The following is a 22,710-nucleotide window of genomic DNA, read 5'->3' on the forward strand; positions in this document are numbered from 1 at the left end:
CAGGAACTTCGCGACGGTCAGGGGTTCTGAGGTGCGGGTGTCAGTCCGCCCCCGCGGGAGCGGCATCGCGCGCGAACCGGAGCGAGATGTCGGCGATGTCGGCGGACCACCCGCGACCGTCGAGATCGTCGGCGCGGACGCCGAAGAACAGACCCGTGAACCGCAGCCGGTCGCCGTGGTCGTCGGACAGCGTCCAGGCCGGGTGAGTGCCTGGCACGTCGGTCCAGTGAGCGTCACCGACCGCCGCGACGGCGAACCGCAGGTCGGGACCGTCGAGGTCGGCCCGCAGACGCACCGGCCCGTCGGGCGCTGCGACCGGCGCGGAGCGGGTGGTGCGCGCGCCGTCGCGGCTCACCACGCGGATGTGCCGACCGTTGTCGGCATCCCACCCCAGCTGCAGCCAGATCCAGCCGTTGCGGTCGTACCAGGCGATCAGCCCGGCGAGCTCGCGTGTGCTGGTGGGCTCGGCGTCGAACCTGGCTTCGAAGGTGGCCCGATGCTCCTCGACCCTCGTCACGATCATCGACTGCTCGAAGACGGATGCCGGCGAATGCCCGCCGCGCAGCCGCAGCCACCCGGGCCGCACGGTCAGGTCGGCGGTGTCGTGATCGAGCGCCGTGCGCAGGGTCGACCAGCGCCGGTTGTCGAGCTGCGGTGCGTCGAAGGAGTCGGCGAAGCCCGACGCGTCAGCGCGCCCGGCGCTCTCTCCGGCGACCTCGACCTCGAGCGCGGCATGATGCCCGCCCTGCGCCAGCCGCAGCCAACCGTCCTCGCCGAACTCCACGTGCTGCAGACAGGTCTCGCGCCCGAGCGTGCTGTACCGCTCACCGAGGTGCAGCGTCGGCCGGCTGGCAAGGTGCACCAGCATCCACTCGCCGCTCCGAGTCTGCACGAGCTCACCATGACCGGCCTTCTGCAACGGCAGGCCGGGAGCATCGCGGCTCGTGAGGACGAACGGCTTCGGGTCCCGCTCGTAGGGGCCGAGGCGGTCCCGGGATCGCGCCACCGTGATCGCGTGGTTCCACCCGGTGCCACCGGCGGCGATCAGCAGGTGGTACCAGTCGCCGACGCGGTAGAGGTTGGGGCCCTCGACCAGACTCGGTTCCTGGTGGATGACGGTGGCGGTGCCCGAGGCGCGCTTCTCGTCGGGAAGGTACTGCTCGAGCACGAGACCACTGAACGACGGATGCTCCGGCCGCTGGTCCCACTGCACTCCGACGATCCAGTGAGTGCCGTCGGGGTCGTGGAAGAACGAGAAGTCGAATCCTCTCGATCCCAGGTGCACGGGCTCACTCCACGGGCCGTCGATGCTCTCGGCCGTCACCAGGTAGTTGTCGATGTCCTTGTCATCGCCGTCCATGGAACGCACGATCGAGTAGGCGAGCCAGAACCGCCCGTCGGAGTGCGACAGGCTCGGAGCCCACACCCCGCCCGAATCCGGGATGCCCCGCAGGTCGAAGTCCTCGTCGAGCGCGTGCCCCCGGACAGTCCAGTTCACGAGATCGGTGGAGTGGTGGATGCGGACCGCGGGGTGGAATTCGAACGTGCTCGTGGCGATGAAGTAGTCGTCGCCGACCCGCAGGATCGACGGGTCGGGATTGAAGCCCCGGAGAATCGGATTGCGCACGACGCCCATCACACGACCCCCGGCACCCGCTCGAAGCCGACGAACGCCTCCCCCGCGACGAAGCGGGCGATCTCGTCGATCACGTCACGGCCGAGCCGGTGCAGCTCGTTGCCGGTGGCTCCGGCGATGTGCGGGGTGAGCGTGACGTTGGACAGGCTCCACAGCTCGTCGTCGGCCGCGAGCGGCTCGGGTTCGGTGACGTCGAGGATCGCATCGATCCTCCCCGCTCGCAGGTGCGTGCGCAGCGCATCGTGGTCGATCAGCGAACCGCGAGCCGTGTTGATCAGCACGGCTCCGTCACGCATCACGGCGAGTTCGTGAGCGCCGATCATGTGCTCGGTCTCGGGCGTGGCCGGCGCATGCAGAGAGACGATGTCGGATGCCGCGAGCAGAGCGTCGAGCGTGACCTTGAATCCGCCCAGCGCCACGATCTCCTCGTCGGAGGCGTAGGGGTCGTAGACCAGCACGCGCAGGTCGGTCGCCTGCAGCAGCTGCGCCACGCGGCGGCCGATCCGCGACGCGCCGACCAGACCCACTGTCCGCCCGAAGTTGCCCGTGTCGAGCAGGTCGGCCTCGCGGTCGACGAACGCCCGACCCTCGCGGTAGATCTGCTCGGCGTAGCGTGCCCGCTTGCCTGCGAGCACGATGGTCGCGGCGGTGTACTCGGCGACGGCCTGGGCATTGCCCTCCCCCGCGTTCGTGAACACGATTCCTCGGCGTGCGGCCTCCACCGTGTCGAGCACGGCGCTGGCGGTGCCGCCGGCGAAGACGACGGCGCGCAGATTCGGCATCCGCTCGAGCATGTCTCGATCGACCTGAGGGCATCCCCAGCCGGCGAGCAGGACCTCGGCCTCGCCGATGAGACGGGACGCGTGGTCGCTCTCGAACTCGGTGAGCACCTCGGCGCTGACGTCGACCAGGGCGGTCAGCCTGGCCCGGTGCGGACCGAACAGGTTCTCGGCGAGTGCCGGGGGATTCATCGCGACGATCGCGCGGGGTCGGGCGTTCACTTCTTCAGCTCCTCGATGCTCCAGTCGTCGCGCCAGACCAGTTCGGCGCGACCCTCCTCCACCCGCAACGGCAGCCAGATCGGTGCGGACGACGCGAGGTCGTCTCGTGCCCAACGGTCGCCGATGTAGACGTGCCCGCCGTCGACAGGGAGCACGACGCTCACCTGCGAATCGAACGTGCGACTGCCGACGGGCGCGACGTCCTTCCACGGCGACCACGGCCCCTCGAGCGAAGGGGCGGTGGCGTACTTGTTGTCGTTGAGATCCCAACCCGTGAGGTCGGATCCGAACACGTAGTACAGGCCCTCGTGACGCACGAGCGTCGGAGACTCGTACCCGATCTCGGGGCGATCCTGCTGGCGGAGCGTCGCGACGATCGACTCGACCCCACAGTGATCATCGCGAAGGCGATAGATGTGGAGCCCGTTGTCGCGGTCCTCCGACAGCAGGTACCCGACGCCGTCCTCCTGGTAGACGCCGATGTCACGACTGAGGTTGCCCAGCGGTCGCTCACTGCCGAGGTACTCATAGGGGCCCTCGGGCGTATCGCCGATGGCGTAGCCGACTCTGGCGTCGGAGTAGTCGGCACTCTCGATGTGCAGGAACAGCACCCAGCCTCCGTCGGGGCGGCGCAGAGCCTTCGGACGCTCGACGATGCGGTCCGGGGCGAGGTCACCGGTGCCGGCGGTGAGCGCGTCGCCGACGAACTCCCATTCGGCGAGGTCAGACGTGCGGTAGCAGGCGACCGCCGTGAACCGATCGCCGGCGGTCTTGTCCTCACCCCAGGCGTACCAATGGTCGCCGACGCGCTGGATGCCGATGCCGTGCAGCTGCGCGGTGCGCCCGCGGTCGTCGGTGAAGAGTTCGCCGACGCGGATGCTCGCACTCATGCGCCGGCCCCCTCGACCCGAGCCTCGACGCGGAGCACGCGCGCCCCGAGTCCCGCTCCCGTGGCGATGCGGATGCCGTCATCGGCGCTCTCGATCTCCCAACGGTCGGCGGCCGGGCGCGCAGGGAAGAGCGTCTCGGGGCTGCGGACATCCGGGATCGTGAACGAGATCGGATCCTCCGAACGGTCCCACACGAACACCAGCGACTCCCCCTGACCGCGGAGTCCCAGGCAGACGACGTCGTCGTCCCATGCGGGAAGACCCAGCGGCCAGAACGGCTCAGTCGTCGCCAGCCCGCCACGAAGCAGTTTGTGCAGCGCGACCGCCTCGGCGACGAGTTCCCTCTGCGAGGCGCGCAGCTCGCCCAGGAAACCCGACAGGTAGAGCCGCCCGCTGAGCCCTGTGACGAGGGTGAATGCCGTCTCGGCATCCGTCATTCCTGCGTCGGGGTAGGCCCAGTTGCCGGCCTGCTCCGGGAGGATCGACGCGGGCGCAGAGGCCGCGATCGGCGGGTACAGCCGGTAGTCCTGCTGATCGCTGGTGGACTGCAGATGAGTGCGCGACAGCAGCGCGTAGTCGGCGCGCATCGCGCCCGACGAGCAGTTCTCGATCAGGAGCTCGGGATGCCGCCGCTGGATGTCGTCGAGCCAGCTCCCGAAGGCACGGATGTGTCCCAGCAGGCCGTCGCCGGCTGCCGCCGCCTGCCATTCGGTGCCCGCACCGGGGTTGATGTTGTAGTCGAGCTTCAGAAAGCTCACGCCGTACTCGCGGACGATCCGATCGACCGCGTCGTCGAGGTGCGCCCGCGCCGCGGGGTGCCGGAAGTCGAGGTGGTAGCGGTCGTGCTCGCGCACGCGCACACCGAACCGCTGGAAGAAGGCGTCGTCCGGCAGCGTCTTCGCGACCGCACTGCTCACTCCGACGACCTCGGGTTCGAGCCAGAGGCCTGAGCGCATGCCGGCCGTGTGGATCTCGTCGATGATGCCGCGCAGGCCGTGCTCGTCGAAACGACTCGGGGCCTCCACCCATTCGCCGACCGTGTCCCACCAGTCGCCGGTCTCGGGGTCGGCGAACCAGCCGGCGTCGATGCAGAACGCCTCCGCCCCGGCCTCGGCTGCGGCGCGGATCAGCGGGCGCAGCGCCTCGGACGAGGGCTGCCCCATGAGGGTGTTCATGAAGTCGTTGTAGACGATCGGCAGATCCGGGCCGTCGACGCGGCGGATGGCCCGTCGATGGGAGGTGAGCGTGGCGATCGCCCTCTCGAATCCCCCGAGGCCCGCGGTTCCCGACGAGGATGCGGCGAGGGCGACCGGCGCCGTGAGGAACTCGTCGCCCTGCCGGAGCACATGGGCGAACTGATGCTCGAGATCCGTGGGGCCGAGCAGCGAGAGCGACAGACCCTCGAGGCCCTGGCTGAGATCGACGTGCCAGCCGGCGCCGCTCTCGATCTGCCAGGCCAGGGCCGAGCCGTCTCGATGCACCAGGGCGCCGACCGGAAGGTGCTCACCGGTCGACCACGCGCCGTGGCTGGTCAGGGTCGCGTGACCGCGGCCGTCCTGCGCGTGGATCGGAAGCGACAGCGAGGGCAGCTCGTCGGTCAGAGGCCTGCGGTGCCAGCGGTTCTCCGCCAGCCATTCGCTGCGCGCGGTGAGCAGGTCGTACTGCTCACCCGCCTGTGGGCCCGCACCGAACCCGACCGTGACCGAGCTGACCGCGGTGATGACGACCGGCTCCGACGCGGTGCCGCGCAGCGTGTGCTGCACGCGCAGCGCGGATCCTGACAGCGTGAGCACGCTCGTGACCTCGAGTCCGGTGAGCGCGTCGCGCTGCAGGAGCGTGACGGCGTCGGGGTCGATGTCCGTCGGTGCGACGTCCGTCCGCTCGACGCGCAGCCGAGCACCCAGTGCCGAGCGCACGTAGGCCTGACTCGTGCGCGCGCGCTGCTCCGCGGCCGTGAAGATCTCGACGAGCGTCGCAGGGTGGCCGTCACCGACCGCGAGTGTCACGGGACCCTTCGAACCGCCTGCGATCGTGAAGCCGCCGATGCGGGCGATCATGCGCCCACCCGCTCACGCGCGGTCGCGAATCCGAGAGTGCGAGTGCAGATCGTGGCGGCCACCGCGGCGAGCGCGGGCATCGACATCCAGGCCACTGCGCCGATCACCGGAAGAGATGTGGCGAGCGCCGCGAGAGCGGCGAGCAGCAGCCAGACGAGCGCGAGGTGGGGGCGCTGCAGGACGATCCGTGCGGCGGCGAGTGCGAATGCTGCACCGCGCAGCGGAGAGTCCGCCAGGAACCCCGCCGCCACGACGATCGAGGCGACCACGGCGGCCACGGCCGCAGCGCCCAGCAGCACACCGGCATCCGCTCCGAGCAGGGCGATGTCGTAGCCGAGGACGAGCACCGCAGCGCTCAGCGCGAGCGCTGAGCCCCAGCGGTGGCGCACGGCGTCCGCGAACCCGCGCCAGAAGATCCGAGCGACGTGCGGCTCGGAGTCGAGGAGGGCCGCGGCTGCGCGGATCAGTCCGTGCAGCGCCGGGGCGACGGGCAGCACTGCGGCCGCGCCGAACCAGAGCGCGATGTGAGTGGCCTGCCATCCGACGAGAGCCTGGAAGGCGAGCATCGGCACGACGCACGCGACGAACGACAGCGATACGAGGAAGTACCGGAAGGCGCCCAGCAGCAGCGTCGCGATGACGCCGTCGTAGCCCAGCAGGCGACCGAGGCGAGAGGAGGTGACGGTGCTCATCCCTTGACCGCCCCGACCGACATGCCCTTGATGAAGTAGCGCTGGAACGCCGCGAAGATCGCCACGGAGGGGACGATCGCGAGGATCGCGCCCGTGTAGATCAGCTGCCACTGCGAGGTGAGCAGGCCCACCATGCGGTTGATCGCGACATTGATGGTTCCCGCCGACGACGAGTCGAGGAACACCAGGGGGATGAAGAAGTCGTTCCACAGACCGAGCGACTGGATGATCACGAACGCCGAGGTCACCGGCAGCAGCATCGGGAAGACGATGAGCCAGAAGGTGCGCAGGCGACCTGCGCCGTCGACGTGTGCGGCCTCCTCGACCTCGATCGGGATGCCCTTGATGAAGCTGCAGTAGAGCAGGATGCCGAAGCTCGCCGCCCCGCCGAGGTGCACCAGGATCACCGAGAGCAGGGTGCTGTAGAGGCCGACGTCGTCGAACCCCTTCACCAGCGGGATCATGCGCACCTGGAACGGGATCATGAGCCCGGCGATGAACAGCACGTACAGGAAGCGCGAGGTGCGGCCTCCGATGCGCTCGATCCCGTAGGCCGCCATCGGCACGATGATCACCAGCATCACGACCGTACCGACCGTGATGATGAGCGTGTTCAGCACCGCCTCGAGGAAGTCGGTCTGCTGGAACAGGGCCACGTAGTTGTCGAACGCGAAGGAGGTGGGCAGACCCATCGGATCCTTCGTGATCTCGGCGTAGGAGCGGAAGGAGTTCAGCAGCGCGTAGATCACGGGCGACGCGACGATCAGCACCAGGATGCTGAGCACCACCATCACGACGATCTCGCCGACCGACCACTTCTTCTTCTCGCGGCGCACGCGCGGCGCGCGGGGGATGCGGGCGATGCCCGCCGGTCGGGCCTCGGGCTCGATCTTCATGGTGACCTGGGTCATCGTCTCGGTCATGCCTGGATCTCCCTCTTGCGCATGTAGGCGTTCGCGGCGACGGTGCTCACGATCACCACGAGGAAGAGCACGACGGCGGCGGCCGATCCGAACCCTGCTCGGTACTCGCCGAAGCCGACCTTGTAGATGAAGAACGCCATGGTCTCGCTCACGAACCCGGGGCCGCCCGAGGTGAGCACGAGCACCTGGTCGAAGATCACCCAGCCGGCGATCATCGCGAGCGTCATGTTGACGGTGACGGCACCGGCGATCATCGGCCACGTCACGTTCCAGAAGACCTTCGCCCCGCTCGCGCCGTCGATGCGCGCGGCCTCGATGAGCTCCTGCGGCACGGACTGCAGGTTCGCCAGGTAGATCAGGGTGGTGTTGCCGCCCAGGGTGAAGCAGGTGATGAAGAGGATGACCCAGATCACGATGCTGCTGTCGCCCAGCCAGTCGCGGGCCCAGTCGGGCAGACCCAGGTCTCGGAGCACCGTGTTCACAGAGCCGAAGTTGTAGTTGAGCAGGTACTTCCAGATGGTCGCCATGATGAAGGCGCTCACCAGGGCCGGCAGATAGACCGCCGTGCGGAAGAACCCCTGCGCATGGTTGAGCTTGTCGAGCATGAGAGCCACGGCGAGCGAGATGACGTTGATGACGAGCGCTGAGCCGAGCCCGAGGATCAGGGTGTTGCGCACCGCGTTCCAGAAGCGGCCGCTCGCGACGATGTCCTCGTAGTTCCGGATGCCGATGTACTCGTAGCCGTCGCTGATGCCGTCCCAGTCGGTCAGGCTCAGCTGCAGCGTCTGCAGCGAGGGGACGATCACCATCAGGAGGTAGATCACCAGGGCGGGGACGACGAACCCGAACATCGCCAGACGCCCTCGTCCGAATCGTGGTCTCGCTCTGACCTCGGTGTGTGCACTCATGTTCTCTCCTTGATCGATCACCGCTCGTCGGAGCCGGGGCGCGGTCTGTTCCGCGCCCCGGCGTCGCGACTCAACCGGCTGCGGCGACCTGTGCGTCGAGCTCCGCCTGGACCTTCGCGATCGTCTCGTCGATCGTGGTCTGGCCGTCCTGCATCTCGATGCGCGACTGCCGGAAGAAGGTGTTCACCGAGCTGAACGTGCTCAGCGTCGGGGCGTTCTCGTACCAGACGAGGTTCGGGTTCTCGAGAAGAGCGAAGAAGTCGTCCGCCCCCGGGATGGTGTCGTTGCGCGTCACCTCGTCAGCCTTGAGGATGTTGGGCGAGATCCATCCGCTCTCCTCCATGAGGTTCGCGGCATCCACCGAGTAGAAGTAGGTGAGGAACTCGACGGCGGACGCGTACTCGTCGTCGTTCTCCGCCGCCTGCGACGAGATCGCGAGACCGCCGGCGGTATCGCCGATCACGCTGTTCTTGAGGACGTTGAGCTTGCCGTCTTCGTCCGGGATGATGAACAGCCCCGCGTCGAACTCGGGATCGACCTTGTTGATGTCCATCAGGCGGCCGAGGCCCGCCGACGACGTGGCCATCACAGCCTGCTCGTTCACGAGGAGCGTGGTGGTCTGCGCATCCGCGGTCGACTGCCAGCCCTCGAGCACGTAGTCGTCCATGATCATCTTCAGCTCCTCGAGAGGAGCCTTCAGATCCGCGACGGAGGCGTCGCCCGCGGCGGCCGCGTTCCAGAAGCCGCCCTCGTCGCTGTACTCGGCGAAGGTGGGCGCCGCCAGCGGCTTCCACAGCTGGTCGGAGGGCCAGACCTCCGCGGCGGCGGTGGCGAGCGGCACGTCTCCGTTGGCCTTGATCTCGTCGAGCAGGTCGATGAAGTCGTCGTAGGTCTCAGGCACCTCGAGGTCGTGATCCTTGAAGTAGGTCTTGTTGTAGACGATGTTCATACCGAGCTCGCCGTTGAGCGCGCTGTACGGCACCGTGTAGACGTTGCCGTCCTCCGCCGGGGCGAATGCGTCGGGCTCGAGCAGTGCCGTGACCTCGTCGGGCACCGGGGCGAGCTTGCCCGCGTTGACGTAGGTGAGCGTGTCGCGCATGTCGACGACGGCCGGCCAGTTGCCCGTGGCATCCACGGTCTTGAGCGCCGTCGCGTAGTCGGAACCGGCCGGCAGCGGATCGAGCTTGACCTCGGTGGTGTCGCTCTGCTCGTTGAACGCCGTGACGACCTGGTCGACGACGCCGTTCCAGGTCTCGTCTCCCGTGGCGTAGAGGAAGCGGATCGTGGTCTTGTCTCCCGACGCTGCCGCGTCGCCGCCGCCGCCCGCGCATCCGGCGAGCGCGAGAGCAGAGGTCGCGAGGCCCGCGGTCACCAGCAGGAGGCGGCTTCGTGCCGTCCGCGTCATTGCGTTGTGCATGTGATCTCCCTTGATTCGTGCCGGACTCTCGTCGGCTACACCGACGGTAGCCGACGGGATAGCGGTTTCCAAGCACTTTTTGTAACTAGTTGCACTTTACTCGGGAACTCGCGAGAATCAACCCTGGCGACGTTCGGCGCGCCCGGAAACCGTGCGCCGAACGTGCGGATATCGCTGGCGACTAGAGCCAGCCCTTGCGTTTGAACGCCCAGTACAGGCCGAAGCCCATCCCGACCATCAGGGCGATCGCCATGGGATAGCCGAGCGCCCAGTGCAGCTCGGGCATGTGATCGAAGTTCATGCCGTAGACCGTTCCGACGAGGGTGGGCGCGAACAGGATCGCCGCCCAGCCCGAGATCTTCTTGACCTCGTCGTTCTGACGGATGCTGAGCTCCGTCATCCTGGTCATCTCCTCGTTCTGGCGCCGCGCGACGATCGTCGACTCGACGGTCAGCGCGTTGTCCAGCACAGTGCGGAAGGTGTTCGCCCGCTCCGAGACCCGCAGCGTGTGGTCGAGCACGTCCCGCAGATATCGCTGCAGCTCCTCGTCGACCTGGTACTTCGCCGAACCGCGCAGGAGGGCGTCGAGCATCCCCGCCAGGGGTTGCACCGCCCGCTGGAAGTCGATGACCTCGCGCCCCAGCTCGTAGATGCGCTGCGTCGCGTCGACACCGTCTTCGAAGAGCTGGCTCTCGATCTCGTCGATGTCGTTCTCGAGCCCGGCGAGCACCGGTGCGTATTCGTCGACGACCTCGTCGAGGATCGCGTAGAGCACGGCCTCGGGGCCGAGCTTCAGCAGTGTCGGGTCGCCCTCGAGCCGGCGGCGCACACGACCGAGATCAGGAGACTCCGCATGCCGGATGGTGACGACGAAGTCCTTGCCGACGAGCACATGGATCTCGCCGAACTCGACCTCCTCGGACTCGTCGAGATAGCGGGCCGAGCGCAGCACCATGAACAGCACATCGTCATAGCGCTCGAGCTTGGATCGCTGATGACCCGAGAGCGCGTCCTCGACGACCAGGGCGTGGATGCCGAACTCGTCGGCCACCTCGCGGATCTCGGCCTCACTCGGACGGTACAGCCCGATCCAGCTCAGCCCACCGCGCTCGCGCATCGCCTCGAACGTCTCGCTCAGGCTGTGGGGATTCGCGGTGCGGACGCCGTCGACGTAGATCGCGTTGTCGATGATGGCCATCGGCGCTCCTTCCCTCGGGTCGGGTCGCTGGGCGACCCGACGCCCGGCGTCACCCCTCGGGAGGAGCGACGCAGGTGATCGCGGAGTCCGTGATCGTCTTGTGGTACTGCTCGGCGGTGAACGGCAGGCCGAAGTCGGGAGCCGTCTCGCCCTCGGCCGCCGGAGCCTTCGACGCGATCGCTGCGAGCTCCCACGAGAGGTAGGCGGCGGTCGATCCCCCGGTCGTCGAATCGTTCAGCGACACCGCGACCGTGAAACCGGTCTCCGGATCCGAGAAAGCAGCCGTCTGGTACCCGGGAGTCCATCCGAACTGACCGACCATCGAGCCGACGAGCAGCGCGCCGCCGGTCGCCTGGTACCACGACGGCGACTTGTCGCTCACGGGCAGCGGAGCGCCGAAGCGGTCAGGCTCCTCCTTGGTGCGCAGCGTCTGGGCGGCCTCGGCCTGTGCGTAGCGGCCGAGGTCCTCGATGGTCGAGACGACCCCGGAGTCGGTGTATCCGGTACTGGAGGAGATCTTGGTGGTGTCGACAGGGGCGGCGCAGTTGTATCCGCCCTCGACCGCCGTCAGGTAGTGACCGTTCATGACCGGTCCGGTCGACGGCGCAGCGGCCGCGGCCGACGGCAGCGACGTGTTCGTCAGTTCGAGCGGCTCGGTCACGTACTCGGCGATCAGCTCGGAGGCCGTCATCCCCGACGCCCGCTCGAGCGCGAGGCCGAGAACCAGGTAGCCCGCATCGGAGTTGCGGTAGGTGGTGTGCGCGGTGCCACGGGCGGCACCGAGACCGTACGAAGCGAGTTCCAGCGGAGCCCACACACGTTCGGGGGTGGTCATCCACGCCGACTTGACCGTCTCCTCGGAGGATCCGGCCCCGCTCGTGCTGTTGCACAGGTCGAGCAGCGTGATGTCCTTCATGTCCGCGACACCCGAGACGTACTCCGGCACGAGGTCGTCGAGGTCGACGACGCCGTCGTCAGCCAGTCCGTACAGCACGTCGCAGGTCATCAGGCGGGTCACGTCTGCGACGCGGAAGGCCATGTCGGTGCTGATCTCGTCACCGGCGCCCGGCTTCTGCGTCCCGATCCCCGTGACCCAGCTGCCGCTCCACGGCACCCACACTCCGACGACCGCTCCGGACGCGCCCGTGGCCGTGAGCGCGTTGGTGACGGCGGCCTCCATCGCGGCGACCGTGTCGTCGGGCAGAGCACCGTCGGCCTGCGCCGGCGGCTCGTAGGTGAAATCGGACTCGGCTGTGCACCCGGTGAGGAAGAGCCCGAGTACGGCGACGCTGGCCGCTGCTGCGCGGAACCTGCGCGACGAGAGAAGCTGCATGAAAGGGAACCCCCGGAAGACGTGTCTCCCGAGTCTAGAACGCCGATCCTGAAAGAACGCATCGCCTGCACGCGTTTAGGGTGATCAGCATGCCCCACATCTTCGATGCCGACGTCGTCTCCGCGATCCTGCGCCACATGAACGGCGACCACACCGACGACAACCTGCTGATCGCCCGCGCCTTCGCGCCGGCGGAGGGAGGCGAGATCTCGGATGCCGTGATGACGGGCCTCGACGGCGACGGCGGAGTCTGGCAGATCACCCGAGCAGATGTCGCGTCCGAGCTGCGAGTGGCCTGGCCCGGCGGATCCATCACCGAGCGGCCCGCTGTGCGCCGCGAGGTCGTCGCGCTGTACGACCTCGCCTGCGAGAGACTCGGGGTCGAGCCGCGCCCGCACGCGTGACGGTCTGAGAACCCGGGGTTTCGCCAGAGGTTAGGCAACCCTTACACTGGGCACATGTCCGAGATCCTGTCCTTCTCCGCCGCCCTCCGTGAGCGCTCCTCCGGTTCGCACTCGCGCAGCGAGGGCGCAGGCTTCATGTCCGACCTGCTCAAAGGCGAAGGATCGCGCGAGGACTACATCGCGCTCGTCGCGCAGCACTACTTCATCTACGAGGCGCTCGAGTCTGCGGGCGACCGCATGCGCCAGGACGCCGTGGCATCCGTCTTCATCAGCGACAAGCTGACCCGCCTGCCCGCGCTGGAGGCCGACCTCGAGTTCCTGCTCGGCGCCGACTGGCGCGACGAGATCGTCGCGCTGCCCACCACGCAGCGCTACGTCGAGCGCATCCGCCAGGTCGGCGCGACCTGGGCCGGTGGCTTCGTCGCTCACCACTACACGCGTTACCTCGGCGACCTCTCCGGCGGCATCTTCATCGGGCGCGTCATGGCTCGCCGCTTCGGCTTCGAGACCAACGGCATCGGGTTCTACCTCTTCGATGACATCGCCGATCCCGCCGCGTTCAAGGACGTCTACCGCGAGCAGCTCGATGCGGCCCCGTGGGACGACGCCGAGCGGGAGCGCGTGATCGACGAGGTCCTCCTCGCCTACCGCTTCAACACGGAGCTCTTCGAGGACCTCGACCGCGCTCGCGTCGCCGCCTGAGAGGCATCCGCGGCTCAGGCCTTCCCGACCTCCGGTGTGGATGCCGCGAGCCACGCGTCGCGCATGAAGCGACGCACGTCCTCGTCGACCCGGATGTCGCTCGGGCGCAGTGCCCGCGACAGGTAGAGCCCGTCGAGGGATGTGAGTCGTGACAGCGCCACGTATGTCTGCCCCGGCGCGAACGCCCCGGAGCCGAGGTCGATGATGGCCCGATCGTAGGTCTTGCCCTGCGACTTGTGGATCGTGACCGCCCAGGCCAGGCGCAGCGGGAACTGCGTGAACTCGGCGACGACGTCGCGGGTCAGCTTCTTGGTGCTCGACTCGTACGAGTAGCGGAACCTCTCCCAGACCGCGGGCTCGACGTCGACCTCCTCGCCGTCGATCTCGACGCGCACGGTCTCGCCGAGGATGCGCACGACGGTGCCGATCGTGCCGTTCACCCACCGGGGCGGCTCCCCCGACATCGACGTGTCGTTGCGGAGGAACATCACCTGCGCGCCGATCTTGAGCTTGAGCTCCGACTCCGCGGGCAGCGAGGCCTCGCCCCTGCCGAACTCTCCGCTGACCTCGGCCCTGGCCGTCTGCTCCTTGCCCGGGAGGGCGGCGAGGTGACGGCTGTTGATCGTGTTCACGATGTCGTTGCGGGTGGCGAGCGTGATCATCGGCACCTCCCCCGGTTCGGGGTCGGGAGGCGTGCGCGCGCCCTGTGTGTTCAGGACGCCGGCGATCTCGGCGGTGACCCTCCCGTAGCGCACGGCGTTCAGCATCGCCTTGAATCCGTCATCCGACTGCCGGTGGATCTGCACGAGTTCGCGCACGTGCAGCTCTGCGCGGGTGTCGACCGCGAAGAGGCCGCCGTCGGACTCCTCGACATCGCCTCCACCCGACCCGGCCCACACCTTGGCGTCGAAGAACCAGAACGAGCGGTAATGGTCCTTCACGTAGCGCAGTTCGTCGCCCCGAGGAGGCACAGGAGCGAGCTGATATGGGTCGCCGAACATGACGATCTGCACACCGCCGAAGGGGATGCCGCGCTTTCCCCGAGCCTGGCGGAGCGAGCGGTCCATCGCATCCATGAGGTCGGCGTTGACCATCGAGATCTCATCGATCACGAGGGTCTCGATGGCGTTGAGGATGCGGCGCGTGTTGTCGTTCTGATCGATGTCCGAGTCGCCGATCAGGCCGATCGGGAGGCGGAACAGCGAGTGGATCGTCTGTCCCTCGACGTTCAGTGCGGCGACGCCGGTGGGCGCGCAGATCGCGATCTGCTTCTTCGTGTTCCACGAGAAGTACTGCAGCAGCGTCGACTTGCCCGTGCCAGCGCGCCCCGTGATGAAGACGTGCTCGCCGGTGTCCTCGATCAACCGGAACAGCTCTTGCTGCTCTTCGGACAGGGCGGGAAGCGACACTCCCCCATGCTACGTGGCGCCGCCGCCCGACATCCGCGGGACACCGCCGCCGTTCACCGTCACGCAGCGACCGACGCACGGCGTCGTCCCAGGCCGCGCTCCTAGACTGACGCCATGCAGACGGTCGAGACGAAGGCGCCCCGGCGCGCCCGCCTCGCTGCCGATCTGGCGATGCTGGCCGTGATCGGTCTCGTGCTCGTCGCCGCTCTCGCGGCGGGCGGTGCCACGCTCTACAGCCAGTTCTACGGCCCGTCCGCCTTCGTCGTACGCTACCTCGACCTCCTCTCGGAGGGGCGTGCGGCCGACGCCCTGCGCGTGCCCGGCGTCGCCATCGACCGCGAGACACTCGAGACCGCAGGCGTCGGCGCCACGGCATCCGAGGCTCTGCTGCGGCACGCGGCTCTCGCCCCTCTCTCCGATGTCGAGGTGGTGTCGGAGAAGCCCGACGGCGACAAGACCGCCGTGACCGTCTCGTACAGCGCGGGCGGCCACAAGGGCGTCACGACGTTCACCGTCGAACAGGACGGCTGGGCAGGCGTCACCCCCAACTGGCGCTTCACGACGAGCCCCCTCGCGGTGGTCGATCTCACGCTGCTCGGGGCCGACCAGTTCGCGGTCAACGGGTTCGAGGTCGACCGCCGACAGGTGTCGTTCGCCGGCGTCGACGCCGCTCCGCTCGACCCCCTGCCGCTGCTGGTCTTCACCCCCGGCCTCTATTCGGTGACCGTCGACACGGCGATCGCCGACTCCGAGGGTGTGGGTGTCCTCGCCGACACCCCGCTCGCGACCACCCCCGTCGACGTGCAGACCACCCCGACCGACGAGTTCGTCGAGGTGGTGCAGCAGCGGGTCGAGGAGTTCCTCACCCAGTGCACGTCGCAGCAGGTGCTGCAGCCCACCGCGTGCCCCTTCGGGCTCGAGGTCTCGAACCGCATCGCCTCGCTGCCGGAGTGGTCGATCGCGACGCAGCCGCACGTCACCGTGGTCCCGGACGCCGGACACTGGAAGATCCCGCCGACGGATGCCGTCGCCCACGTCGAGGTCGAGATCCAGTCGCTCTTCGACGGCTCGATCGAGGACGTGTCCGAGGACGTGGCATTCCAGGTCAATGGATCGATCACGATCCTCCCCGACGGCTCGGCGTCGATCCGGGTCGGGTCGCCCGACGAGGACTCGGCGGGCTGAGAACCGTTCACTGCTGATCCCGGTTCAGGCTGACCCTCGGTCAGCGCAGGATCAGCGCGCTTCGCGCTCTGCCTCGCGCCGGTCGCGCTCCGCCAGCGCCGCGAGCTTCGCGTTGTACTCCTCGAGCTCCGCCTCACCGGTGCGGTCGGCATGCCGGTCGCGCCGCCTCTGCAGCTTGGTGTCGTCGCGGCTCCACTGGATCGCCACGGTGATCGCCAGGATCAGCGTCGGGATCTCCCCGATCGACCACGCGATGCCCCCACCGATGTACTGGTCTTCGAGAGGCGAGGGGCCCCAGGTCCGGCCCATCGACCCGAACCAGTCGGCGACCATAAGCCCCTCCTGCATCATGATCGCGATGCCGAAGAAGGCGTGCATGGCCATGATCGCGATCAGCGTGATCAGGCGACCGGGGTACGGCAGCCGGTACGGCACGGGGTCCGCACCGATCAGGCTCATCACGAAGAGGTAGCCCGAGATCAGGAAGTGCGCGACCATCCACTCGTGTCCGAGGTGCTCGAACATCGACCAGCGCACCAGATCGGTGAAGTAGAACGCCCACAGCGAGAGGATGAAGATGCCCGCCGCGACGAACGGATGCGTGACGACCCGAGAGAACGGCGAGTGCACCGCCCACATGATCCACTCGCGACCGCCGCGCGTGCCGTCGTCGCGCTTGTGGATCGCGCGCAGCGCCAGGGTGATCGGTGCGCCGGAGACCAGCAGCAGCGGGATCGCCATCGACAGCATCATGTGCCCGAGCATGTGCACGCTGAAGAGGTACTCCTGGTAGGCGTTGATCGGACCGCCGGTGACCCAGAGGAGCATCAGCATGCCCAGCACCCAGAAGACGGTGCGATGGATCGGCCAGCGGTCGCCGCGCAGACGGAGCCTGCGCACACCCGCGAGATAGAAGAACAGTCCGAAGCCGGCGGCGACCAGCCAGAGCACGTCGATGTCCCAGGCGGTGAACCACCGGTCGATGGTGAACTCGGGCGGCAGCGGCGAGCGGGTGAGGTTCTCGGCCGGTGTCTGCACGAAGGCCGCCTCCTCACCGGTGGGCGGAGGGGTGCGCGCGAGCGCAGCGGCGGCACCCGAGGCCAGGCCCATCAGAGCGACCTCGCACAGCACGAGCATCCAGAACCACCGCGAGGCGTTCGCCCCGTCGAGACGGGGGATCAGACGGATGCGGTACCAGGCGCCGAGCAGGCCCATGGCGATCAGCAGCACAACCTTGGCGAGCAGGATCATGCCGTACGGCGTCCACAGCTGCGAGATGTCGCCGAGGGCGACGAAAGAACGGGTGAGTCCCGAGATGGCGACGACCGCGAAGGCGGCGATCGCGAGACTCGAGTAACGACTGACGAGCTGTGCGGTGCCGATGCCCGAGCGGCCGCGCAGGATCACGACGAGCAGCAGCCCCCCGAGCCAGACGGCGGCGCCGATGGTGTGCAGCAGGATCGAGTTGACCGCGATGTTGTGACCCGACAGTTCGCCAGAGTGCCCCTGAGTCGCCAGAGGCAGGAAGGATGCCGCGGCCAGGAGCGCGGTGATCAGGGTGGGCGTCCAGGTGCGCCACGCGAACGCGAGCACCGTGATGACAGAGCCCATGATCGTGGTGATCAGCCACGACTGACCCAGAGGCAGCTCGAGCAGGAACCGGCCGAGCTGCTGGCCGAATTCGCGCTCAGCGCTCAGCTGCGGGTTGAAAGCCGCCATGAACGTGAAGAACCCGCCGATGCCGGCGGTGACCGTGAAGACCGCTGCGCCGGCGGATGCCGTGTTGAGTGCCACGTCGAAGGACTTCTCCTCGCTGCGCAGCGCGAAGAGCGCGAGCACGAGGGAGCCCAGCATCGCCGCGGAGGCGATGTTCATGACGAGCTTGACGATCGGGGTGGCCCACCGCACGAAAGGGCCTGGGTCCTGCAGCAGCAGGGGGGCCGCTCCGCCACCGATCATGAGGGCGATGAGCACGCCGATCAGGGCGGCCGCGAGCAGGATGCCGATTCCGCCCGCGCGATACGCGGAGCTGGTCTGGGTCTGCACGGCGCGGGCACTCACCCCTCAAGCCTAAGCCGCCGCACCGGGGAGAGAGCACGAAGGCCGCTCCCGACGGATCGGGAGCGGCCTTCGAAGAGGTGCAGTCTTACTTGACGGCAGCCTTGAGCTTGGAACCAGCGGTCACCTTGACGCGGTGGCCGGCCGGGATCTTGATCTCGGCACCGGTCTGCGGGTTGCGGCCCGTGCGAGCTGCGGTCGCGACCTGCTCGAACGAGATCCAGCCCGGGATCGAGACCTTGCTGCCCTTGGCAACAGCGTCGGAGACCGAGGAGAACAGCGCGTCGAGGACACCCGAGACGGTGGCCTGGCTCTGGCCGGTGGCGGAAGCGATGCTCGCGACGAGCTCGGTCTTGGTGATGGACTTGTCAGCCATGTCATCCTCCAGCGACGAGGTTCCCGTCGCATCGTTGGTGTTCGGGGGGCTGATGCCCTCCGTTGGTCGAGTGACCGCCTTGAATGTACCAACCACCACCCACATTTCCGCGTCATTTCGCGGGTTTTGGGCTTTTCGGCGGCGTGTCGTGGGTCAGAAGTGACGAATGTGACTCGTGTGGCGGCTTCTCACGCCGGTTCGTCCGGCGTCGTAACCCCCGTGATCTCGGCCGGATCGCGTGCGTCAGCGCGGACGATGCGCGTCGACGACGGAGCGGGCGGTGCGCGCGAAAGCCGGAGCGACGCGGTCCTCGCCGTCGAGGTAGCCCCCGACGAGCGCCGCGTCTCGAAGCAGGACGAGGGATGCCGCGACATCCGCGGGCTCATCGAGGCCTGCCTGCTCGGCGACCGCCTGCAGCGTCGACCGGAACCACTCTCGGTGCTCGTCGATCAGCCGGCGCACGGCGCCCTCGGCATCGGGGTATTCGGCTGCGGCGTTGATGAAGGGGCATCCGCGGGTGTGACGGAGGCGGATGTCGGTGGCGATCCCCTCGATGACCGCATCGACCAGTTGTGCGGGGTCGGTGACCTCGGCGCCGGCGTCGGCGAACATCGCCCGCAGCATCCCGTCTTCGTTGCGCAGGTAGGCGAGGACGAGATTCTCCTTGCCGCCGAACTGCTTGTAGAGGGTCGCCCTGGTGACCGCGGCCTCGTCGATGATGCGGTCGACGCCGACCGCGTGGATCCCCTCCTCGTAGAAGAGCCTCGTCGCGCTGTCGATCAGCCGGGTGCGGGCTGCGCTGGGCCGCTTCGGAGCGTCGGCGGTCGTCGTGGTGCGAGTGGTGGTGTCCATGGTGATCCCTCTCATCGTGTCATCCGAATCGCGGGATGCGAACCGCGACTTCTGATTCATGGGGAATAGATTGCGGTAGATAGAACGTTCGGTCTACTATCAGCGTAACGCACCCGCACACGGCGGGGGCAGACACAGGAGAAGAGACAATGAACAGCACCGACAAGACTCCGATCGTCCTCATCCACGGACTCTGGATGACGCCCAAGAGCTGGAACACGTGGGCCGAGCGCTTCCGGGCACAGGGCCACGACGTGATCGTCCCCGGCTGGCCCGGGATCGACGACCGCTCGGTCGAGGACATCCGCCGCGACCCGTCGGCGCTGAAGGGCATCGGCCTGAAGCAGATCGCCGACCATTACGAGCGCATCATCCGCGCACTCCCCGTGAAGCCGATCATCATGGGCCATTCCTTCGGCGGGGTGCTCACCCAGATGCTCGCCGACCGAGGACTCGGCGCCGCCTACGTGGGCGTCGCCCCCGGACAGACCGCCGGCGTGACCGCGCTCCCCCTCTCGACGCTCTGGACCGGCACGCCGATCCTGTCGAACCCGTTCGGACGCAACGGCGCCAAGCCGCTGTCGAAGCGCCACTTCCACTTCACGTTCGGCAACGACCTGTCGCGCGCGGCATCCGATGCCCTCTGGGAGGAGTACGCCGTGAACTCGTACAACCGGGTCTTCTTCGAGGGCGTCACCTCTGTGCTGAACGAGAAGGGCGGCGTCACCCACGTCGATTACACCCGGGCCGACCGTGCACCGCTCCTGCTGATCGCCGGCGAGATCGACCACGTGGTGCCCCCGACCATCGTCCGCGCGATCGAGAAGAAGTACCGCTCCACCGGGAGCCCGGCCATCGTCGAATACAAGGAGTACGCGGGTCGCACCCACCGACTCGTCAGCCAGGACGGCTGGGAGGAGATCGCCGACTACGCCCTGACCTGGGCGGTGGCGCACGCGACAGCATCCGTTTGATGGTGGGGCGCTGCCCCTCCGGCATCCTCCGCCGGCTCCGTGCGGTTCGCCCTGCCCCTCCCCCCGACCGCCCCCCGCCCTGCCCCTCCCCCGACCGCCCGCCGCCCTGCCCCTCAGCCCGACCGCCCGCCGCGCCGACCGCCCGCCGCCCTGCCCCTCCCCCCGACCGCCCACCGCGCACTGCGCTTCGGGAGGAGGACTGCTCTTCGGGAGGAGAGTTCTACGGATTCTCTCCTCCCGAGAGGCAGTTCTCCTCCCGAGGGGCAGGTCGCACTCAGGCCGCAACATGAAGTCGCTGACCGATGGCGGTCAGGATCACCTGCTGCACCTGCGCCCCCTGCCCCATCAGCTGGTCGTACCCGATACGGATCACGTGATATCCGTGCAGTGTCAACAGCGCATCGTGGGCGATGTCGCTCGTGCGCTGTCGTCCGACGTGGTGCCCGCCGTCGATCTGGATGACAAGCCGCTCGCCGATGACGAAGTCGACCCGGTGGCCGAGAATCCAGACCTGCGGGACAACGGGAATCTGCAACCACCGCAATCGCGCCTGGAAGATGCTCTCCGTGCCGGAGTCGGCGAATGGGCGAGCGTCGGCGAGAAGCCGTCTGGCCTTCGGCGGAAGCGGCGCTCGCTCGAGGATCCCCGGGTCCACGAGATTCTGTCGCATCGCCGACTCCCATGTCGCGAGTGCACTCTCGTACGGCTGACAACCCGCGACCAGGATCAACGCGTTCTCGAGTGAGTCCTCGAGTGAATCCGGGTCCCTCGGAAACACCGGCTCGTTCCAATGAACGGTTCCGCGCGAGACGGTCACATGCCCCGACCTCGCCGGAGCGGAGACATGCGGCTCGGAGGCGTCGAGCACCCACAGTCCTCTCCGCGCCGCGAGCGTGACGCAGCTCAGAAGCACCCCACGGCGCGCAGCGGCCAGAAGCATCGGGTCAGCGTCGGGCAACGCGACCCATCCTCGGCGGACGGCCATGACTTCACCGCGTCGGACTGCGGACCGAAGAGCATGCCGACTGACCCCGAGCCGACTCAACGTCTCTGTGCGCGCCACGCCGTCATACTGAGCCAGGGCCTGCGTCGGGGTCACGGATCCAGGATCGCCGATTGCGGCATCCGGACTTCGCGCGAAAGCCGCGAATCGTGCACCGCTCCGGTCGACCGACGCTGCGTGCAGAAGAAGTGGCGCTGCTGGATCGCGCTCTTCGCGCCTTTCCGCCCCGCTCGATACCTCGCCATGCGCCTCAGGAGGAAGACTGCGCTTCGGGAGGACCGATGCTCGGCAGTTCTCCTCCCGGGGCGCAGTTCTCCTCCCGAGGCGCAGTTCTCCTCCCGGAGAGGCGCGGGACAGCGGACGCGACGTTCGGCCCGGCGGACGAAGTACGAAAGGGGCGAAGATCCGAAGATCCTCGCCCCTCCCGGCTGTCTGGCGGCTTACTGCGCTCTGCGACGGGGAATCGCGAGCGACAGGATGCCGGCGACGAGCAGGAGCCCACCGGCACCCAGAAGGATGCCGTCGACCTCACCGCCCGTGGCAGCCAACGCCGCTGCCCGCGTCGGCGCCGTCAAGGGCGCCGATGCGTCCGAGGGGGAGCTCGGATCGGCAGCGGTACCGGATGCGGGCTGGGGTCCCGCCTCCGGAGTGGACCCGTCACCGGGCTGGGGGGCCGGTGCGGAAGTCTTGTGAATGCTGACGGCGACCGGCGTGCTGACGTTGCCGACGCGGTCGGTCTGGGTGACGGAGAGTTCCTGGTCACGATCGTCGAGAGCGGGGATGACGCAGGCCCAGGTCCCGTCGGTCTCGACAGTGGTCGAGCAGATGACGCTGCCTGCATCGTCGCGCACCACGATGGTCGCCCCTGGCTCGCCCGTTCCGACGAGCTCGACAGGCTCACTGAGGTTCTGCTCGCCCTCGGGGCCGACGACGGTCGGCGGGTCGACGAGTGCGTCGACGAGCACGATGCCGCCGAGGCTCATCGAATCGCCGTCGACTGAGCTCTGATATGCCGAGAGTCGATTGATTCCGTGCGCGAGAGGCGTTGTCGGGATGACGCTCCATCTGCCGTCCTCAGCGACCACGGCAGTGCCGATCAGGGCTCCCTGATAGATCGACACGTGCACCGTGGCTCCGACGACGCCGGTTCCGGTGACGGCTGCCGTCGGTCCGATCGCCATCGAGGGGGTATCGAAGACGGGGGCGGCGACGAATGCGCGCTCGTTCACCGGCAGGATCTCGGGGGCCGGGTCAGCGCGCACGTCCCTCGCAGGCGGTTCTGCTTCGACGGGGGCCTCGACATCTGACTCGGTCGGAAGCGGGGCCTCGGAGGACGCGTCGATCGGAGCTTCGGCCGCGACCGGCGCGTCCTCAGCGAGGGCAACGATGGCCGCCGCCGTGAGGGAGTCGACCATGGCGTCATCGGAGGCCGCCGCGGACGCGGGTGCGGCGAAGCCGATGATGGATGCGGCCGCGATGGCGATGCCGATCGCGGCTGCGGGACCGGAGGTAGCGCGCGGTCGCGGCGCGTGGCGCGCGGAGGAGCTCGGGATGGTCATGGGGTTCCTTCGGTAGGTCGTCGCGACGCTGTCGCGGGCGCCGGCCCGGAGCTCTCCGCCCGACGCGTCGGCGGTGGCCGACATTCAAAACATACATTAATATTTCAATATATCCAAGTATTAATATTTCTGT

20 protein-coding genes are annotated in these 22,710 nt (G+C 68.1%); 4 read left to right on the top strand and 16 right to left on the bottom strand.

Features of this window, described 5'->3' with window-relative positions:
- Positions 1-40 precede the first annotated feature (40 nt).
- The 10 genes from JOF42_RS01445 to JOF42_RS01490 all read right to left on the bottom strand — a co-directional run bounded on the left by JOF42_RS01445 (position 41) and on the right by JOF42_RS01490 (position 12,055).
- A complete protein-coding gene (locus tag JOF42_RS01445) occupies positions 41-1,636 on the bottom strand; it encodes a glycoside hydrolase family 43 protein (protein ID WP_210096228.1) in 1,596 nt (531 codons plus the stop codon).
- Complete coding sequence (locus JOF42_RS01450) at positions 1,636-2,637, bottom strand: hydroxyacid dehydrogenase (protein WP_210096229.1); 1,002 nt, start codon at positions 2,635-2,637, stop codon at positions 1,636-1,638. Before JOF42_RS01450 ends, JOF42_RS01445 begins: the two co-directional genes overlap by 1 nt.
- Positions 2,634-3,527 (bottom strand): family 43 glycosylhydrolase, encoded by an 894-nt coding sequence (locus tag JOF42_RS01455; protein WP_210096230.1) that lies wholly within the window; start codon positions 3,525-3,527, stop codon positions 2,634-2,636. The genes JOF42_RS01450 and JOF42_RS01455 overlap by 4 nt, the downstream gene beginning before the upstream one ends.
- A complete protein-coding gene (locus tag JOF42_RS01460; protein ID WP_210096231.1) occupies positions 3,524-5,584 on the bottom strand; it encodes an alpha-galactosidase in 2,061 nt (686 codons plus the stop codon). The genes JOF42_RS01455 and JOF42_RS01460 overlap by 4 nt, the downstream gene beginning before the upstream one ends.
- Entirely contained in the window at positions 5,581-6,276 is a 696-nt protein-coding gene (locus JOF42_RS01465) for a hypothetical protein (protein WP_210096232.1), read from the bottom strand. The genes JOF42_RS01460 and JOF42_RS01465 overlap by 4 nt, the downstream gene beginning before the upstream one ends.
- Entirely contained in the window at positions 6,273-7,199 is a 927-nt protein-coding gene (locus JOF42_RS01470) for a carbohydrate ABC transporter permease (RefSeq protein WP_245340690.1), read from the bottom strand. Before JOF42_RS01470 ends, JOF42_RS01465 begins: the two co-directional genes overlap by 4 nt.
- Positions 7,196-8,107: a carbohydrate ABC transporter permease gene (locus JOF42_RS01475; RefSeq protein ID WP_210096233.1), complete on the bottom strand. Its 912-nt coding sequence runs from the start codon at positions 8,105-8,107 to the stop codon at positions 7,196-7,198. Before JOF42_RS01475 ends, JOF42_RS01470 begins: the two co-directional genes overlap by 4 nt.
- Before the next feature lie 70 nt (positions 8,108-8,177).
- Positions 8,178-9,524: an ABC transporter substrate-binding protein gene (locus tag JOF42_RS01480; RefSeq protein WP_245340691.1), complete on the bottom strand. Its 1,347-nt coding sequence runs from the start codon at positions 9,522-9,524 to the stop codon at positions 8,178-8,180.
- Between the two features lie 181 nt (positions 9,525-9,705).
- Positions 9,706-10,722 carry a magnesium/cobalt transporter CorA gene (gene corA / locus JOF42_RS01485; protein ID WP_210096234.1) on the bottom strand — a complete coding sequence of 339 codons (1,017 nt, stop codon included), beginning with the start codon at positions 10,720-10,722 and terminating at the stop codon, positions 9,706-9,708.
- A 49-nt stretch (positions 10,723-10,771) separates the two neighbouring features.
- Positions 10,772-12,055, bottom strand: a complete 1,284-nt coding sequence (locus JOF42_RS01490; protein WP_210096235.1) for a serine hydrolase domain-containing protein — start codon at positions 12,053-12,055, stop codon at positions 10,772-10,774.
- 89 nt (positions 12,056-12,144) lie between these two features.
- Between JOF42_RS01490 and JOF42_RS01495 the strand changes: the two genes are divergently transcribed.
- Complete coding sequence (locus tag JOF42_RS01495) at positions 12,145-12,459, top strand: DUF2470 domain-containing protein (RefSeq protein ID WP_210096236.1); 315 nt, start codon at positions 12,145-12,147, stop codon at positions 12,457-12,459.
- 54 nt (positions 12,460-12,513) lie between these two features.
- Positions 12,514-13,161 (top strand): biliverdin-producing heme oxygenase, encoded by a 648-nt coding sequence (locus JOF42_RS01500; RefSeq protein ID WP_210096237.1) that lies wholly within the window; start codon positions 12,514-12,516, stop codon positions 13,159-13,161.
- 14 nt (positions 13,162-13,175) lie between these two features.
- On the opposite strand, the gene JOF42_RS01505 is transcribed toward JOF42_RS01500, so the two are convergent.
- Positions 13,176-14,570: an ATP-dependent DNA helicase gene (locus tag JOF42_RS01505; RefSeq protein WP_210096238.1), complete on the bottom strand. Its 1,395-nt coding sequence runs from the start codon at positions 14,568-14,570 to the stop codon at positions 13,176-13,178.
- A gap of 114 nt (positions 14,571-14,684) precedes the next feature.
- Here JOF42_RS01505 and JOF42_RS01510 point away from each other — a divergent pair, with 114 nt between their 5' ends.
- Entirely contained in the window at positions 14,685-15,755 is a 1,071-nt protein-coding gene (locus JOF42_RS01510) for a hypothetical protein (RefSeq protein WP_210096239.1), read from the top strand.
- A gap of 51 nt (positions 15,756-15,806) precedes the next feature.
- Here JOF42_RS01510 and JOF42_RS01515 read toward each other — a convergent pair whose 3' ends face one another.
- The 3 genes from JOF42_RS01515 to JOF42_RS01525 form a co-directional block, all read right to left on the bottom strand.
- A complete protein-coding gene (locus JOF42_RS01515; RefSeq protein WP_210099036.1) occupies positions 15,807-17,714 on the bottom strand; it encodes a bifunctional copper resistance protein CopD/cytochrome c oxidase assembly protein in 1,908 nt (635 codons plus the stop codon).
- A 187-nt stretch (positions 17,715-17,901) separates the two neighbouring features.
- The gene (locus JOF42_RS01520; RefSeq protein WP_042541574.1) at positions 17,902-18,189 is read right to left on the bottom strand and encodes an HU family DNA-binding protein; all 288 of its coding nucleotides are present in this window, start codon (positions 18,187-18,189) and stop codon (positions 17,902-17,904) included.
- Positions 18,190-18,432: 243 nt separating this feature from the next.
- On the bottom strand, positions 18,433-19,041 hold the full coding sequence (locus tag JOF42_RS01525; protein WP_210096240.1) for a TetR/AcrR family transcriptional regulator: 609 nt from the start codon (positions 19,039-19,041) through the stop codon (positions 18,433-18,435).
- A 149-nt stretch (positions 19,042-19,190) separates the two neighbouring features.
- On the opposite strand from JOF42_RS01525, the gene JOF42_RS01530 reads away from it, so the two are divergent.
- Entirely contained in the window at positions 19,191-20,015 is an 825-nt protein-coding gene (locus JOF42_RS01530) for an alpha/beta hydrolase (RefSeq protein ID WP_210096241.1), read from the top strand.
- Positions 20,016-20,289: 274 nt separating this feature from the next.
- On the opposite strand, the gene JOF42_RS01535 is transcribed toward JOF42_RS01530, so the two are convergent.
- Both JOF42_RS01535 and JOF42_RS01540 read right to left on the bottom strand, forming a co-directional pair.
- Positions 20,290-21,114 carry a DUF559 domain-containing protein gene (locus JOF42_RS01535; RefSeq protein ID WP_372443540.1) on the bottom strand — a complete coding sequence of 275 codons (825 nt, stop codon included), beginning with the start codon at positions 21,112-21,114 and terminating at the stop codon, positions 20,290-20,292.
- A gap of 344 nt (positions 21,115-21,458) precedes the next feature.
- Positions 21,459-22,577 carry an Ig-like domain-containing protein gene (locus JOF42_RS01540; protein ID WP_210096243.1) on the bottom strand — a complete coding sequence of 373 codons (1,119 nt, stop codon included), beginning with the start codon at positions 22,575-22,577 and terminating at the stop codon, positions 21,459-21,461.
- Positions 22,578-22,710 lie beyond the last annotated feature (133 nt).

The sequence above is a fragment of the Microbacterium phyllosphaerae genome (assembly GCF_017876435.1).
GTDB classification, from domain to species: Bacteria; Actinomycetota; Actinomycetes; order Actinomycetales; family Microbacteriaceae; genus Microbacterium; species Microbacterium phyllosphaerae.